At 69.2% G+C, this 13,406-nt stretch carries 10 protein-coding genes; 4 read left to right on the top strand and 6 right to left on the bottom strand.

The genetic code is table 11. The annotated features are described in order from the left end of the window. Positions 1-45: 45 nt before the first annotated feature. The 3 genes from FHU13_RS14840 to FHU13_RS14830 all read right to left on the bottom strand — a co-directional run bounded on the left by FHU13_RS14840 (position 46) and on the right by FHU13_RS14830 (position 4,225). A complete protein-coding gene (locus tag FHU13_RS14840) occupies positions 46-891 on the bottom strand; it encodes a class I SAM-dependent methyltransferase (protein WP_183436642.1) in 846 nt (281 codons plus the stop codon). Positions 892-902: 11 nt separating this feature from the next. Further along, a complete protein-coding gene (locus FHU13_RS14835; protein WP_183436641.1) occupies positions 903-2,540 on the bottom strand; it encodes a dihydroxyacetone kinase subunit DhaK in 1,638 nt (545 codons plus the stop codon). An 89-nt stretch (positions 2,541-2,629) separates the two neighbouring features. Then, the gene (locus FHU13_RS14830) at positions 2,630-4,225 is read right to left on the bottom strand and encodes a gamma-glutamyltransferase family protein (protein ID WP_183436640.1); all 1,596 of its coding nucleotides are present in this window, start codon (positions 4,223-4,225) and stop codon (positions 2,630-2,632) included. A 285-nt stretch (positions 4,226-4,510) separates the two neighbouring features. Here FHU13_RS14830 and FHU13_RS14825 point away from each other — a divergent pair, with 285 nt between their 5' ends. After that, complete coding sequence (locus tag FHU13_RS14825) at positions 4,511-4,825, top strand: hypothetical protein (RefSeq protein ID WP_183436808.1); 315 nt, start codon at positions 4,511-4,513, stop codon at positions 4,823-4,825. Positions 4,826-4,925: 100 nt separating this feature from the next. Here the strand turns inward: FHU13_RS14825 and FHU13_RS14820 are convergent, their stop codons facing one another. Then, positions 4,926-6,626 carry a methyl-accepting chemotaxis protein gene (locus FHU13_RS14820; protein ID WP_183436639.1) on the bottom strand — a complete coding sequence of 567 codons (1,701 nt, stop codon included), beginning with the start codon at positions 6,624-6,626 and terminating at the stop codon, positions 4,926-4,928. 553 nt (positions 6,627-7,179) lie between these two features. On the opposite strand from FHU13_RS14820, the gene htpG reads away from it, so the two are divergent. Then, a complete protein-coding gene (gene htpG, locus FHU13_RS14815; RefSeq protein ID WP_183436638.1) occupies positions 7,180-9,054 on the top strand; it encodes a molecular chaperone HtpG in 1,875 nt (624 codons plus the stop codon). 28 nt (positions 9,055-9,082) lie between these two features. Here htpG and FHU13_RS14810 read toward each other — a convergent pair whose 3' ends face one another. Continuing rightward, positions 9,083-9,301: a hypothetical protein gene (locus tag FHU13_RS14810; protein WP_183436637.1), complete on the bottom strand. Its 219-nt coding sequence runs from the start codon at positions 9,299-9,301 to the stop codon at positions 9,083-9,085. Between the two features lie 243 nt (positions 9,302-9,544). On the opposite strand from FHU13_RS14810, the gene FHU13_RS14805 reads away from it, so the two are divergent. Both FHU13_RS14805 and gluQRS read left to right on the top strand, forming a co-directional pair. After that, entirely contained in the window at positions 9,545-9,844 is a 300-nt protein-coding gene (locus FHU13_RS14805; protein WP_183436636.1) for a hypothetical protein, read from the top strand. Between the two features lie 67 nt (positions 9,845-9,911). Next, on the top strand, positions 9,912-10,784 hold the full coding sequence (gene gluQRS / locus FHU13_RS14800) for a tRNA glutamyl-Q(34) synthetase GluQRS (protein ID WP_312889592.1): 873 nt from the start codon (positions 9,912-9,914) through the stop codon (positions 10,782-10,784). 155 nt (positions 10,785-10,939) lie between these two features. On the opposite strand, the gene FHU13_RS14795 is transcribed toward gluQRS, so the two are convergent. Next, positions 10,940-13,027, bottom strand: a complete 2,088-nt coding sequence (locus tag FHU13_RS14795) for a M23 family metallopeptidase (RefSeq protein WP_183436634.1) — start codon at positions 13,025-13,027, stop codon at positions 10,940-10,942. Positions 13,028-13,406 lie beyond the last annotated feature (379 nt).

The raw sequence follows: 13,406 nt of genomic DNA, 5'->3' as shown, positions 1-13,406 counted from the left end.
CCTTGCGGCGCCGGGGCTCAGCAAGGGGCGTGCCAGGAACGAACCTCAGGTTCGGGCGGTGACGAGCCAGCAGGCGGCGCCGAGTTCGACGGGGCCGGACCCGAAGCGGTGGGTAAAAAGCTCCGTGATGATTTTGAAGGCAGCTTCCTTTACGGCCGGCTCTCGCTCGCGCAGCAGGCGGGCGATGGGACCGCGGGTCGCCACGAAGTCGGCCGCCGCCTCGGGCATCTCGCCGACCCGCATCAGCCGATCTACCGGTTCGCAGGCGATGGTGCGGAAACCGGCTGCCTCAAGAATAGGCAAAAGCGTCTCCGGCGCGGCGAAGCGGAAGGGGCCCGGTGCGTCGGGCTGCGGCGCCTCGGCCTCGGGCAGGAGCGGCAGAACCGCGTCCCGTGCCAGCGTGACCCAGGCATTCTCCGCCATGCTTCGCCAGCAGAGGAAGCTCAGCCGCCCGTCTGCCACGAGGGAGCGGCGGATGTTGGCGAAGGCGGCGGCGGAATCCTCGAAGAACATCACGCCGAAGCGGGAGAGGGCGTGATCGAAGCGGGTGCCGAAGGCGTGATCCTGGGCGTCGGCCCGCACCCAATCGATCGGGGCGGCGCCCGGCTCCTCCCGCGCCGCTCGCTCGCGACCGACGGCCAGCAGCGGCTCCGACAGATCGGCGGCGGTGACGTGGCCGCCGCTCCCGACCTGCCGCGCAGCGATGAGCGCGGTGTCGCCCGCCCCGCAGCCGATATCGAGCACCCGGTCGCCGGGCGTGAGTGCGGCGCGGGCGAACAGGACCTCGGTGAAGGGCGCGAAGGCGGTATCGAGCGCCTCGTGGTGGGCGGCCCAGCGCTGCCCGACCTCGCCGTTCCAGTAGTCGCTCTGGTCCTGGTTCAGGGTGCTCATCGTCGATCGTCTCACCTCGATTCAGAGGCCAGTGCCTCAAAGGCGATCGCCACCGCAACCGCGCCGGGATCGGGATGGCCCTTCAAGTCACCGCTGGCGAGATAGCTTGAGCGGCCGGTGCCGGCCCGCTCCATCTCTGCGGTCGCCTCGGCGCCCGCGCGGGCCGCCTGCGCCGCCGCGCCCAGACCGGAGGCCGCCAGCGCTTCGATTGCCGGAATCGCCGCGTCGAGCATCGTGCGATCGCCGGGTCCGGCGCCGCCGATCTCGCGCACCCGCTCCACACCGGCGGCACAGGCTTTCGCCCAGTCCGAACCCCCGGTGAGCGCCGAGCCGGCGGCGGCGAAGAAGATCGAGAGCAGCACACCGCTCGACCCGCCCGTGGCGCGCCCAAGGCGCTCGCCGAGCGCCCGGCAGAGCGCGGCGGGCTCGGCCTGGGGCAGCCGGTCGAGATCGGCCAGCACGGCGCGGGCGCCTTCGGCAAAGGTCGAGCCGGTGTCGCCGTCGCCGACCCGCGCGTCGAGGGCGTTGAGCGAGGCTTCCGCCGCAATCAGTGCCCGGCCCACCGCCTCGATCCGCGCGGCGACGGCCGCATCCCGCGAGGGTGTCGGTGCCGGCCCACCGACCAGCCCCTCCGGTAGCGGCTGGACGCTCGGTTCGCGTAGGATCCGTGCGCGCGGCCAGGCGGCGACCGGCGTCTCGGAGAGAAGGGCCGCCTCGATGGCGTCGTCCAGCGCCAGGAAGGTGAGGGAGGCGCCGTGCATGTCGAGGGCAGTCATGACCGGAGAGGGGCCGAAGAGCAGTCGCACCCGCTTCCCGAGTTCGGTCGCGAGCACCGCCTTCGTCAGCACCGCCATCTCCAAGGCGGTGGCCGAGCCGAGATTGTTGACGAGCAGCGCGAGCCTGTCGGCCCCCGCGATGGGATCGGGAAAGCGCTTGGTCATGCGCTCGGCAAGCATGTTCGCGCGGGGCAGGTCGATGCGCTCGATGCCGGGCTCGCCGTGGATACCGAGGCCGAGTTCCGCCTGGCCCTCCTCCAGACGCGCCTCGGGCCTGGAGCCGGGGATCGTCGCGGTGGAGACGGCGATGCCGAGGGTGCGCACCGCACCGGCCGTGCGCCGAGCCAACGCCGCCACCTCGGCGAGCGACGCGCCGGAGGCGGCGGTGTGGCCCGCGACCTTGTGGACGAGGAGCGTGCCGGCAAGCCCCCGCGGCCGGGCCGCATCCGGCAGGGCGATGTCGTCGGCCACCAGCACGGTCTCGACCCTGCGGCCCAGTGCCCGGGCGCGCTCGGCGGCAAGGCCGAAATTCAGCCGGTCGCCGGCATAGTTCTTCACGACGAGGACGCAGCCCGCCTCGCCCGTCACCGCCAGGATGCCGGCGAGCACCGCATCAACGGAGGGCGAGGCGAACACGTCGCCGCACACTGCCGCCGCGAGCAGCCCTGGCCCGACGAAGCCCGCATGGGCCGGCTCGTGCCCCGAGCCGCCGCCGGAGACGACCGCGACTTGGCCCCGCTCGGGTTCGGCCCGCAGCACGACGCGGATCTCGGGGTAGCCGTCGAGCCGTGCCAGCGCCCCGCCGCTGCCTGCGACGAGCCCGTCGATAGCGTCAGTGACGAGCCCGGCGCGGTCGTTGATGAAGTGGGCCAAGGATTGCTCCTCCCGTCGCGCCCGCTTGTCGGGCGGGCGTTTGCGCGAAGGGTACCGCCCACGATGCGCGGGGCAAGCCGCGTTTCAGCTCAAAGTCCCGCCGCGCCGCCGTCGGAGCGCGGATCGTGGGTCGCCTCGATCCGCCCGTCCTTGGCGTGGCGCACCAGCATGCCGGCATGTCCCAGCGAATCGATATAGGCGCCGCCCAGTTCCTCGATATCGTGGCCCAGCCGACGGAGCGCCGCGATGCAGTCCGGATCGAAGCGGTCCTCGACCTTCACACTGAGCGACTCGGCGCCCCAGGTGCGGCCGTAGAGCAGGCGCGGCGCGTCGACCGCGTCGGCCACCGACATCCCGTAATCGGCGTAGCGCGAAAAAATCTGGGCCTGGAACTGCGGCTGCCCGTCGCCGCCCATGGAGCCGTAGGACATGACCCGTCCGTCGTCGAAGGCGGCGATTGCCGGGATCAGGGTGTGGAACGGGCGCCGGCCCGGCTCCAGCGGGTTCACCGCGTTGGCGTCGAGCGAGAAGGACATGCCGCGGTTTTGCCAGCAGATGCCGGTGGTCGGCAGCACCGTGCCGGAGCCGTATTCCCAGTAGACCGACTGGATGTAGGAGACGGCCATGCCGTCGCGATCGATCGCGCCCATCCAGACCGTGTCGCCCTCGCCCGAGCGCACCGGGATGCTCGCGGCGCGTCCTCGATCGATCAGCGCAGCCTCGCGGTCGAGGCGCTTCGGATCGAGGAAGGCGGCCGGGTCGCCCTTGAGGCGGTCGAAATCGGTGACGAAGCGGTCGCGGATCGCGAAGGCGCGCTTCGTCGCCTCGATCAGCCCATGGTAATGGGCGGTGCTCTCCGGCTCGCGGATATTCAGGCGGTCGAAGATCCCGAGGATGATCAGCGCCGCGAGCCCCTGGGTCGGCGGCGGGAAGTTGTAGAGCGTGGCGTCGCGCCGCCGCAGGGTCAGGGGGGGGCGCTCCTTGGCCGCGTAGGCCTTGAGGTCGTCGCGGGTGACGGGGGCGCCGAGGCGTTCCAGGTCGGCTGCGATCTCCCTGCCGATATCGCCGCGGTAGAAGTCGTCGAGCCCGGCATGGACGAGCTGGGCCAGGGTGTCGGCGAGCTTGGGCTGCGCCCGGATCGCGCCCGCTTCGTAGGGCTTGCCCTCGTTCAGGTAGGTTGCCGAGAAATTCGGTGCGTCGTGGAGCGTGTCGAGTTCCTTTGGCACGTAGCGCGCTTCCGAGGCAGAGACCGGGCAGCCCGCGCGGGCGTGGCGGATCGCGTCGGCGAGGATCGCGTCGAGGGGCAGCCGGCCGCCGAAGGCACGGGCCATGTCGAGGGCAAGGCGCCATCCACCGATCGTGCCGGCGACCGTCACCGCCGCGTCGGGGCCGCGGGAGGGGATCGCCTCAAAGCCTTTCTCAAGGTAGCGGGCGCGGATGGCGAGCCGGCCGGCCGGCCCGCAGGCCTCGATGCCGCGCACCCGGCCGTTCCGCTCGCGGATCAGCCAGAAGCCGTCGCCGCCGATGCCGTTCATGTGCGGGTAGACCACCGCGATGGCGGCGGCCATGGCGACCATCGCCTCGATGGCGTTGCCGCCCTGCGCCAGGACGTTCTGCCCGGCCGAAGCCGCCAGCGCGTGGGGAGCGGCGACGGCCGCATGGGCGAAGACGGGCGTATCGGGCATGAAGGAACTCTGACGAAACCTGAGGTCGGGAACAGCGGGGCCGAGTGCAGGATCAGGACCACGCGTGAGCGCGAAGGGCAACCGCCACGCTCCCAGTCCCGATGCAGGCCCGGCATTCGCCGGTCGCGCGGCCGGCTTCCGGTGCCGCCGACATCGCCGGATTCCCGAAATCCGAAACAGTTCCGCCGCAGCTCTTGCCTTTTTGCAAATGTTGCAGAAAAGGAACTGCGCCGATGCAGGCGGGGTGACATGATCATCCTCGCGAATCGGCAGGTATCTCCGCACATGAAGCAGAACGACCGGGCGATCCTTCAGGATCGCGTGAGAACACTTGTCTTGCGCTATGCCCTGGAAGCAGCGCTTCAGCGTCTGGCCCGCCTTTCCGACGCGACCGCGGAAGAAGAATTGTTGAGGCTCGAGCATTCTATTGTCTTCGCGGCGCGCCGGGCCGGCGAAATTCAAGGCAATGTGCAGCTCGCCGCCCTGGTCGCCGTTGAAGATGCGGTGGAAGCCATTCGCACTGCGTTCGACACCGTGCATCAGCGCATCGAGGCGGTCCCGGCCGTGAGCCTGGCATCGCCGACGGTGCTGGCCGCCTGACGGATCATCCCGACGGCCGCTGCCGGATTGTCCGGAGAGAGGGCGCCGGCCAGACGATCGCGCGCCTCGTCCCGGGTCCGCTGTCCGGTCCCGGGCGCGCTCACGCCGCCCGCACCTCCGCCAGGAAGGTCTGCACGGTCAGGCTGAGATTGTCCGAGCGGGCCGCCAGAACGCGAGCGGTGCCGAGGACCTGCGTGGCGGCCGAGCCGGTCTCGCCCGCTCCCTGGCGCACCGCATCGATATGGGCGGTGACCTGCTCGGTCCCACGGGCTGCCTGCTGCACGTTGCGGGCGATTTCCTGCGTCGCGGTCCTCTGCTCCTCGATCGCGGCCGCTACGTGCGTGGTGATGCCGGACATGTCGTCGATCGTCCGGCCGACGCCCTGCATCGCATCGACGGCGCAGGTCGTGGCGGACTGGATCGCGCCGATCCGTTCCGAGATCTCCTGCGTCGCCCGAGCTGTCTGATCGGCAAGCTGCTTGACCTCGGCGGCCACCACGGCAAAGCCCCGTCCCGCCTCGCCGGCGCGCGCGGCCTCGATGGTGGCGTTGAGGGCGAGAAGGTTCGTCTGCGCCGCGATGCCCGAGATCAGGCTCGCCGCGGCGCCGATCCGATCCGCGCTGGCCGCCAAGTCGCGGATGATGCCGTCGGCCTGCCGTGCCCGGGCGACGGCCGTGGCGGCGATCTCGGTCGATCGCGTCACCTGCCCGCCGATCTCCTGCACCGAGGTCGCGAGTTCCTCGGTCGCGGCCGCCACCTGCTGGACGTTGCCGGCCGTTTGCGTGGCAGCGGCCGAGACGGTGACGGCTTGGCGGCTTGCCCGCTCGGCGATGTCCGTCATCGAGGCGGCCGTCGCCTCCATCTCGTTCGCCGCCGCGGCGAGATCCTCCGTGAAGCTGCCGGCCTTCGCCTCGAAGCCGCGGGTGATCCGATCGAGAAGCTCGGCGCGGCGCATCTTGGCCGCATCCGCTTCGGCTTGCAGGGCCGCGAGCCGCCGCGCTTCGAGGCCGCTCTCCTTGAACACCTGAACGGCGTCGGCGATCTGGCCGATCTCGTTGGGCTCGCCCTGATGCGAGATCGTCACCGAGAAATCCCCGGCGGCGAGCCGGCGCATCGGCTCCAGCACCGCACGCAGGCCCGCGCCGATGCTGCGCACCATCACCACGCTGAGGAACACGGCAAAAGCCAGCGAAGCGACGCTCAGCATGAGCATGAGCGCGAACGCGTCCGAGGCCGTGGCTTCTCCTTGCAACACGGTGGCGTCGCCGGCGGCGTTGTCGAGGGCGACGATCGAATCCAGGGCTTCGGCGGCCGCCTTGATTCGAGGCCGTACGGTGTTGAGGTTCTCGCGCAGGGCGAGATCCTTCCGCCCGGTCCGCGACGCGTCCAGAACCGCGGGAACGGCTCCGACATAGCCCTGCCATTCGCGCCGGAACGTGTCGAACAATTCGCGCTCGCGCACGCTCCTGATCAGCGGCTCGTAGGCACGCATCCCCTCCGCAACCAGAGTACTCTTGCCGGACAGAGCCTCTTCCTCCTTCCGCATCCGCTCGGCCTCGGAATAAAGGATGTGGTTGAGCACGCTGACCCGGACGTCGATGACATCGCCGCGCAGCTTGCCGGCATAGCGGATCCTCGGCAGGACGCTGGATCCGAGTTCGCGCCCGTTCCCGGCGATGCTGGTGACCGCGTGAAAGCTCTCCGCGTTGATCAGGAGCAGGCAGCCGATCACGATGCCGAGGGTGAGGACCAGCCGGCGACCGATCGAGAGACGGGAGAACCAAGCATTCGGCGAGCGCATAGTCTGTTTCTCGTGTCCGGCAAGCTGATCTCTCAATTGTGATTTTGGACGCCTCTAAAATTCGTAAACCGGCAAAATTTACACAAAAAGCTATATGTCAATATTCGCGCCGTGTGATGTGAGGGGCCGTCCGAAGATCTCGCATCTTGCTCGTGAAGGGGAGCCATGTCGTCGCCGGCCGGCGTGACGTGATCCGGCTCGATGATCGTGCTGCGGGTGCAACGGCCGAGGATGGCATCGATTGATGGTCAGCCGCCGATGTTCGACATTTTTCGAAAACGATCCAGGCATCGCCGGGAGCTAACTTGATCCGGCCGGCCGGATGATACCCCTGGATCGATGCTTTGCCGTGACCTTTCAGGGCGAGCCGGCACCCACCTCAGCGCAGCCACCTTTGAAGCGCGAATTTTTCGTGGCGAGCCCCCGCGTGCGGGAATTGAATTGCCGCTCCGTCATGGGCATATCGCCCCCGCTTTTTCGAGTGTCCTCCGGGACCGGCCCGCCGCGCCGTCGCGGGCGTGTTCCGAGGCGCTCCAACTGCGGAGGCATGCTCTTGAGCGAGACGGTGGAACGGCACGAATTCGGTGCCGAGGTCGGGCGCCTGTTGGATCTTGTCGTCCACGCGCTCTATTCCGACCGCGAGATCTTCCTGCGGGAATTGGTGGCCAACGCCGCCGACGCGACCGACCGGCGCCGCTTCGAGGCGCTGACCAATGAGGCTCTGGCGCTTCCCTCCGACGCCCGAGTACTGATCGCCCCCGACAAGGCGGCGCGCACGCTCACGATCTCCGATGCCGGCATCGGCATGAGCAAGGAGGATCTGGCCCAGAATCTCGGCACCATCGCCCGCTCCGGCACCCGCGCCTTCTCCCAGGCCCTCGGCGAGACGAAGACGGGTGAGGGCGGTGAGGATCTGCGCCCGAGCCTGATCGGGCAGTTCGGCGTCGGCTTCTACTCGGCCTTCATGGTGGCCGATCGTGTCACCGTCACCTCCCGCCGGGCAGGTTCGGACGAGGCCTGGACCTGGGCCTCCGACGGCAAGGGCAGCTACACCCTGGAGCCGGCCGCCCGCGAGCAGGCCGGCACCGATATCGTGCTGCACCTGAAAGAGGATGCCGACGAGTACCTGGAGAGCTACCGGCTCGACCACGTCGTGCGCAAATGGGCCGACAACATCGCCGTGCCGATCGCCATCCGCGACGCGGAGGGCAAGGAGGAGGCGGCCAACCGCGGCACTGCCCTGTGGCGCAAGCCGAAATCCGAGATCACGGAAGAGCAGTACAAGGAGTTCTATCGCACCGTCAGCCACGGCTTCGACGAGCCCTGGGCGACTCTGCACTGGCGGGCCGAGGGCGCGCTCGAATTCACCGGGCTCCTGTTCGTGCCGAGCATGAAGCCGTTCATGGCGGTGGAGGACGACCGGCGCTCCAAGGTGCGGCTGCACGTGCGACGCATGTTCATCACCGACGAGGCCGAACTGCTGCCGAACTGGCTACGCTTCGTCCACGGCGTAGTCGATACCGACGACCTGCCGCTCAACGTCTCCCGCGAGATGCTGCAATCCACCCCGGCACTTCAGAAGATCCGCCGCGCCGTGACCACCCGTGTCATCAACGAGCTGTCGAGCCGCTCGAAGAACACGGAGAAGACGGACGAGTACCAGAAATTCTTCGAGAACTTCGGATCTGTGCTCAAGGAAGGCATCTACGAGGATTTCGAGCGCCGCGCCGAGATCGCGCCGCTCCTGCGCTTCCGCTCCTCCACGCAGGAGGGCTGGACCTCGCTGCCTGATTACGTGTCGCGGATGAAGCCGGAGCAGGAGGCGATCTACTACCTCGTCGCCGACGACGTGGAGGCGCTCAAGAACTCCGCCCAGCTCGAGGGATTCCGTGCCCGCGGCATCGAGGTTCTGCTGCTTTCAGACCACGTGGACGCTTTCTGGCCGGAGCAGTTGGCCAAATTCGAGGACAAGCCTCTGCGCTCGGTGACGCAGGGCGCGGCCGATCTCTCGAAGTTCAAGCCCGAGGGTGAGCAGGCTGAGGCGCCGCCGGTCGACAAGCTGGTGGCTGCCCTCAAGCTCGCGCTGGAGCCGGACGTGTCCGATGTGCGCACCACCGACCGCCTCGTCGACAGCGCCGTTGTGCTCGCCGCCTCCGGCATGGGGCCGGACCTCCAGATGCAGCGCCTGCTGCGCCGGGCCGGCCGCGGCTTCGGCGGTTCCGCACCGATCCTGGAGATCAATCCGCGCCACGCCCTGATCCGGTCGCTCAACGACCGGGCCGAGGCCGGCGAGGATCTGAAGGCGGAGGCCGGCACACTGCTTGACCTGGCCCGTGTTCAGGACGGCGATACGCCCCGCGACCCGGTGGCCTTCGCCCGTGCCGTCGCCGCGGCGCTGGCCGGCAATCCCGCGAAGCCGGCGGCGTAGGCTCGCAGGAGAGGCGGGATGCGGACGATCAGATCCGCGTCCCGTCATCCCGGGGCGGGGCGCCGCAGCGAAAACGGGCGACCCGCCAGCGATCGCCGTGCACGTTCTGCCATGCCGCCATCTGCGGCTGGGCCACCGACAGGCATTGCTGTGGGGTGATGATATCCTCGTTGAAGCGATGAACCCGCATGACGCAGTGGGTGGGGTTCGCGACCATGCAGGTCAGGAAGTAGAGGCCGTAGAGCATGCGTGGGGCTCCGTGGTGGCGTGGGTCTCTCCTCCCAGGGTCGCTTCTTGGTTTGCCGGTTTGCGTCATCGCAACGAGCGTGCCGGAAGTTCCCGCCTCGCATGCACAGATTGCCTGTGACGCTTTTGTGCAACGCCTACAGGTTCGTGAGCGGCGGCCGAGAGTCCGGCCCCGTCTCCGACCATGATCTGCCCGGTCCGGCGGCGTTGACAGCCCTCCGGTATCCGCGCGAACACCGCAGCCATGGCCGCTGACCTCTCGCCCGATCCGCAGACCGCCCGCCTCGACCGCCGGGTGACCTGGGGTGTGGTGGCCCTCGTGGCCGCGACCGTCCTGATCGGAGCCCTGGCGCCTCGGCTCTCCCACCACGCCGCGCCGACGCCGGTTCCCGCATCGGATCCGGCACAGGATCAGAGCTGCGCCGAGTGGGGCGATGGCTGTAAGGTCTGCCGCCGCATCGGGGAGGAGACCGCCTGCTCGCTGCCGGGCATCGCCTGCACGCCCGGTCCCGTGACCTGCCTGGGCAATGCCGGAGAGCCGTGACCGGGACCACGCTCCGTGGGTGGTGATCGGCGGGTTGCCTGACAGGACGAGGCGGGCACGAGGGCCGGTGCTCCGCTTCGCGCCGAGTCCGAATGGCCGCCTGCATCTCGGCCACGCCTATTCCGCGCTTCTGAACGCCCGCATTTCCGAGCGCCTCGGCGGGCGCCTGCTCCTGCGCATCGAGGACATCGATCTCGGCCGATCCCGGCCCGAATTCGTGGCCGGCATCCTGACCGACCTCGACTGGCTCGGCCTTCGCTTCGAGGCGCCTGTCCGCCGCCAATCCGAACATTTCGCGGACTATGCCGCCGCGCGCGATGCGTTGGCGGAGAGCGGCCTGATCTATCCCTGTTTCTGCTCGCGGGGTCAGATCATAAGCGAGGTCGCGGCCCGTGAGGCGCGCGGCGAACCGGTCCCGCGCGATCCCGACGGAGCCCCGCTCTATCCCGGCAACTGCCGCCACCTGTCGGCCGGCGAAGCGAAGGCCCGCCGCGAGCGGGGCGAGCCGCATACTTGGCGCCTCGACATGCCCGCGGCGCTCCGGTCCCTCACCGCGCCTCCCGTCATCCGCCGCTTCTCGCCCGATGACGGCGTGCTGGAGACCGTCGCCGCCGATCCCGGCCGCTGGGGCGATGCGGTGATCGTCCGGCGCGACGTGCCGACGAGCTACCATCTCTCGGTGGTCTGCGACGACGCCCAGCAGGGGATCACCCATGTCGTGCGCGGGCAGGATCTGGAGGCGGCCACCGACCTGCACGCCCTGCTCCAGCATCTCCTGAACCTTGCCGCGCCGGCCTATCATCACCACGCGTTGATCCGGGCGGAGGACGGCGAGAAGCTTGCCAAGTCGAAGGGCTCCGAGTCGCTCGCCGATCTGCGCGCCCGTGGCATCACGGCCGAAGACGTACGGACAATGCTCGGGTTTGGAACCGTCGATTGATCCAGTGTCTCACCGCGGTTTGTGCCGCATCGGCCCATCAGGAATGCGTCACAGGCGGCGGGCGACCGTGAGGGAGCCTGGCACGATGCGATCGACTCAGACGGTCCTGACTTTGTCGGCCTGGGCGCCCGCCGCACCCGCCCTCGCTCGTCGCCTCACCGCATCGCGTCGCGCTGCGCCATCGCCGTGGCAGTCTTCGATTTCTGCATCGTCGCTTCGGTCTGCTCGCGCTGGCGCTTGAACTCGGCGAGCAGCCGTCCGTCGAGTTCGCGCCCGCGCGGCACGCGGATCTTCATCGGATCGACGAAGTGGCCGTTGATGATCACCTCGTAGTGCAGGTGTGCGCCGGTGGAGAGGCCGGTCGAGCCGACATAGCCGATCACCTGCCCCTGCCGGACACGGCTGCCCGCGCTGATCCCGCGGGCGAAGCGGGACATGTGGTTGTAGGTCGTGACGTAGCCGTTGATGTGCTGGACCTCGACCCGGCGGCCGTAGCCTGAATCCCACTCCGCCTTGATGACGGTGCCGTTGCCGGCGGCCACGATCGGGGTGCCGATCGGGTTGGCCCAGTCGACGCCGGTGTGCAGCTTGGCGTAGCCGAGGATCGGATGGCGCCGGTAGCCGAAGCCCGAGCGCATGATGCCGTCGGCGATGGGCTTGCGGATCAGGAATTTCTTGAGCGAGCGGCCCTGTTCGTCGAGATAATCGATCGAGCCGTCGTCCGGTGACTGGAAACGGTAGACCTTGCGCGACTCGCCCCCGAGATTGAGCGCGGCGTAGAGCAGTTCCGGTCGCTCGGCGGCGCTGGGTCCGGCCTCCTCGTCGTAGGTGTAGAACAGATCGATCCCGTCGCCGGAGGAGATGCGGCGCTGGAAATCGATGTCGTAGCTGAAGATCCGGATGATGTCCTCGATCGTCGAGCGCGGCACGTCGTGGCGCGCGCCCGTCTCGTAGAGGCTCTGGTAGAGCCGCGGGCCGCTGCCCTCGTCCTCATCCTCGTCGTCCGGCGACTCGGCCTGGGGCTGCTCCCGAGCGCGTCCCCGCGACTCGTCTACAGGCGGCGCGACGGGCACGAAGGCCCCGTGATCATTGATCGCGGCGATCGCCTGGACCCCGCTCTCGCCGAACAGCACGACCCGAGTCACCTGTCGCCCGTCGCCGGGTTTCGGACCGGGCGCGACTTGGACACGGAACTGCTGCCCCTCCGACAGGGCCGCGACCTTGGCCTTGCCGCCGAGCACCGTTACGATGCCCGCGATCGCCGGATCGGAGGCGTACCCCGTCGCCTTCAGCACGCCGTCGAGAGTCTCGCCGCGCTTGAGCGCGAGATCGCGTTCCTCGACGAGCGGCGCCTCGCCGGAGCGCAGTTCCACCTTGGCGAGCTTCGTCACGTTCTCGGGGACGACGAGCACCTCGATCGACTTGAACGGGCTGTTGTCCTCGCCGAGCTTGCCCTTGCCGTTGCTGTCTCCGAATCCGCCGAAGGCGGAGCCCTGCTGCAGAGTGCGGGAGAGCAGGATCTGCGGCGCCAGCGGCAGGGCCGTGCGGCGACCGGCTTCCGCCGCGAGGCGCCGCTCCTCCTCGATCTGGGCCGTCACGTCCTCGTCCGACAGCGCGGGCGCACCGGCATCGAGGGCAATTTCGGCGAGATCGCGCTTGACGACGGTGACCTCGGCACCCGGTGCGTCCGCTGCGCCGGGATCGGGCGCACGCTCCTGCGGCTCGTCGGAAACGAACTTCATCGGATCGAAGCGCGGGATGTCGCTGGCGAACACGCCCGTCGACATCGACAGGTTGGACGAGATCCGGACAAAAGGCCGGACCTTGATGATCTCCCGGTCGCCGAGGCGCACCGTCACCGGGGTGCGGAAGCTCTGCTTGGCCGAGGCGATCATCAGATTGCGCACCAGCCGGTCGCCCTTCTGCGCTGAGGCGATGCCCGGTTCCTCGATGGAAGGAGCCCGCGTCTGCGGACGGGGCCCGAGATTCGGCCGGTCCGAGACGGCCGCGAGCGACACCTCGCCCTGCAGCGAGACGTGGATCGCCGCGCCCATGAGGAGCACGCCGGTGATGCCGGTGAGTGCGCTGGCACAGAGCCAGCGCAGGTTGACGTCGCGGCGGTCGATCTGCCGGGCGTCCGCACCCAGGAGGTTGAGCGGCGGCTCGACGCCCCGCGGCAGCGTCGGCGAGCGCTGCTTCGCCGTCCCGGCCGTTCCCCCGATCTTCAGTCGCTCGCGCGTCACGGACTTCCTCTGCGTCGGCGCTTCGGACCGGATTTCGCCGCTCCGTCCTACCAGACTCACGCAACGCGAGCGACAGGGGACTTCGAGGCACGAAGGGTGACCGACGAGTCGGATGTCCGAGGCCAGCATGTCCAGATTGAGGCGATAGGGTGCTCTTCACGCCCGTGCCCCGCACCCGTCCCTGGAGGAGCGCTGTCGCATCGCCGTGATGTCGGTGTGGTGGGTTGCGGAACTTTTTTCGATCGGCCCGTTGACGCCGGACCGAGGGACCCATAAATGCTGCCTCACCGACGGGGCGCCGCGGCTCACCAGTGGGTGGAGCGGGGTTCTCGGGGGTCTTCGGGCTTGTGGGTGGAGCGGAGCTGATCCGGGCGACTGG

The organism is Methylobacterium sp. R2-1 (genome assembly GCF_014191355.1).
GTDB lineage: Bacteria > Pseudomonadota > Alphaproteobacteria > Rhizobiales > Beijerinckiaceae > Methylobacterium.
This window is presented reverse-complemented; position numbering and strand designations above follow the sequence as displayed.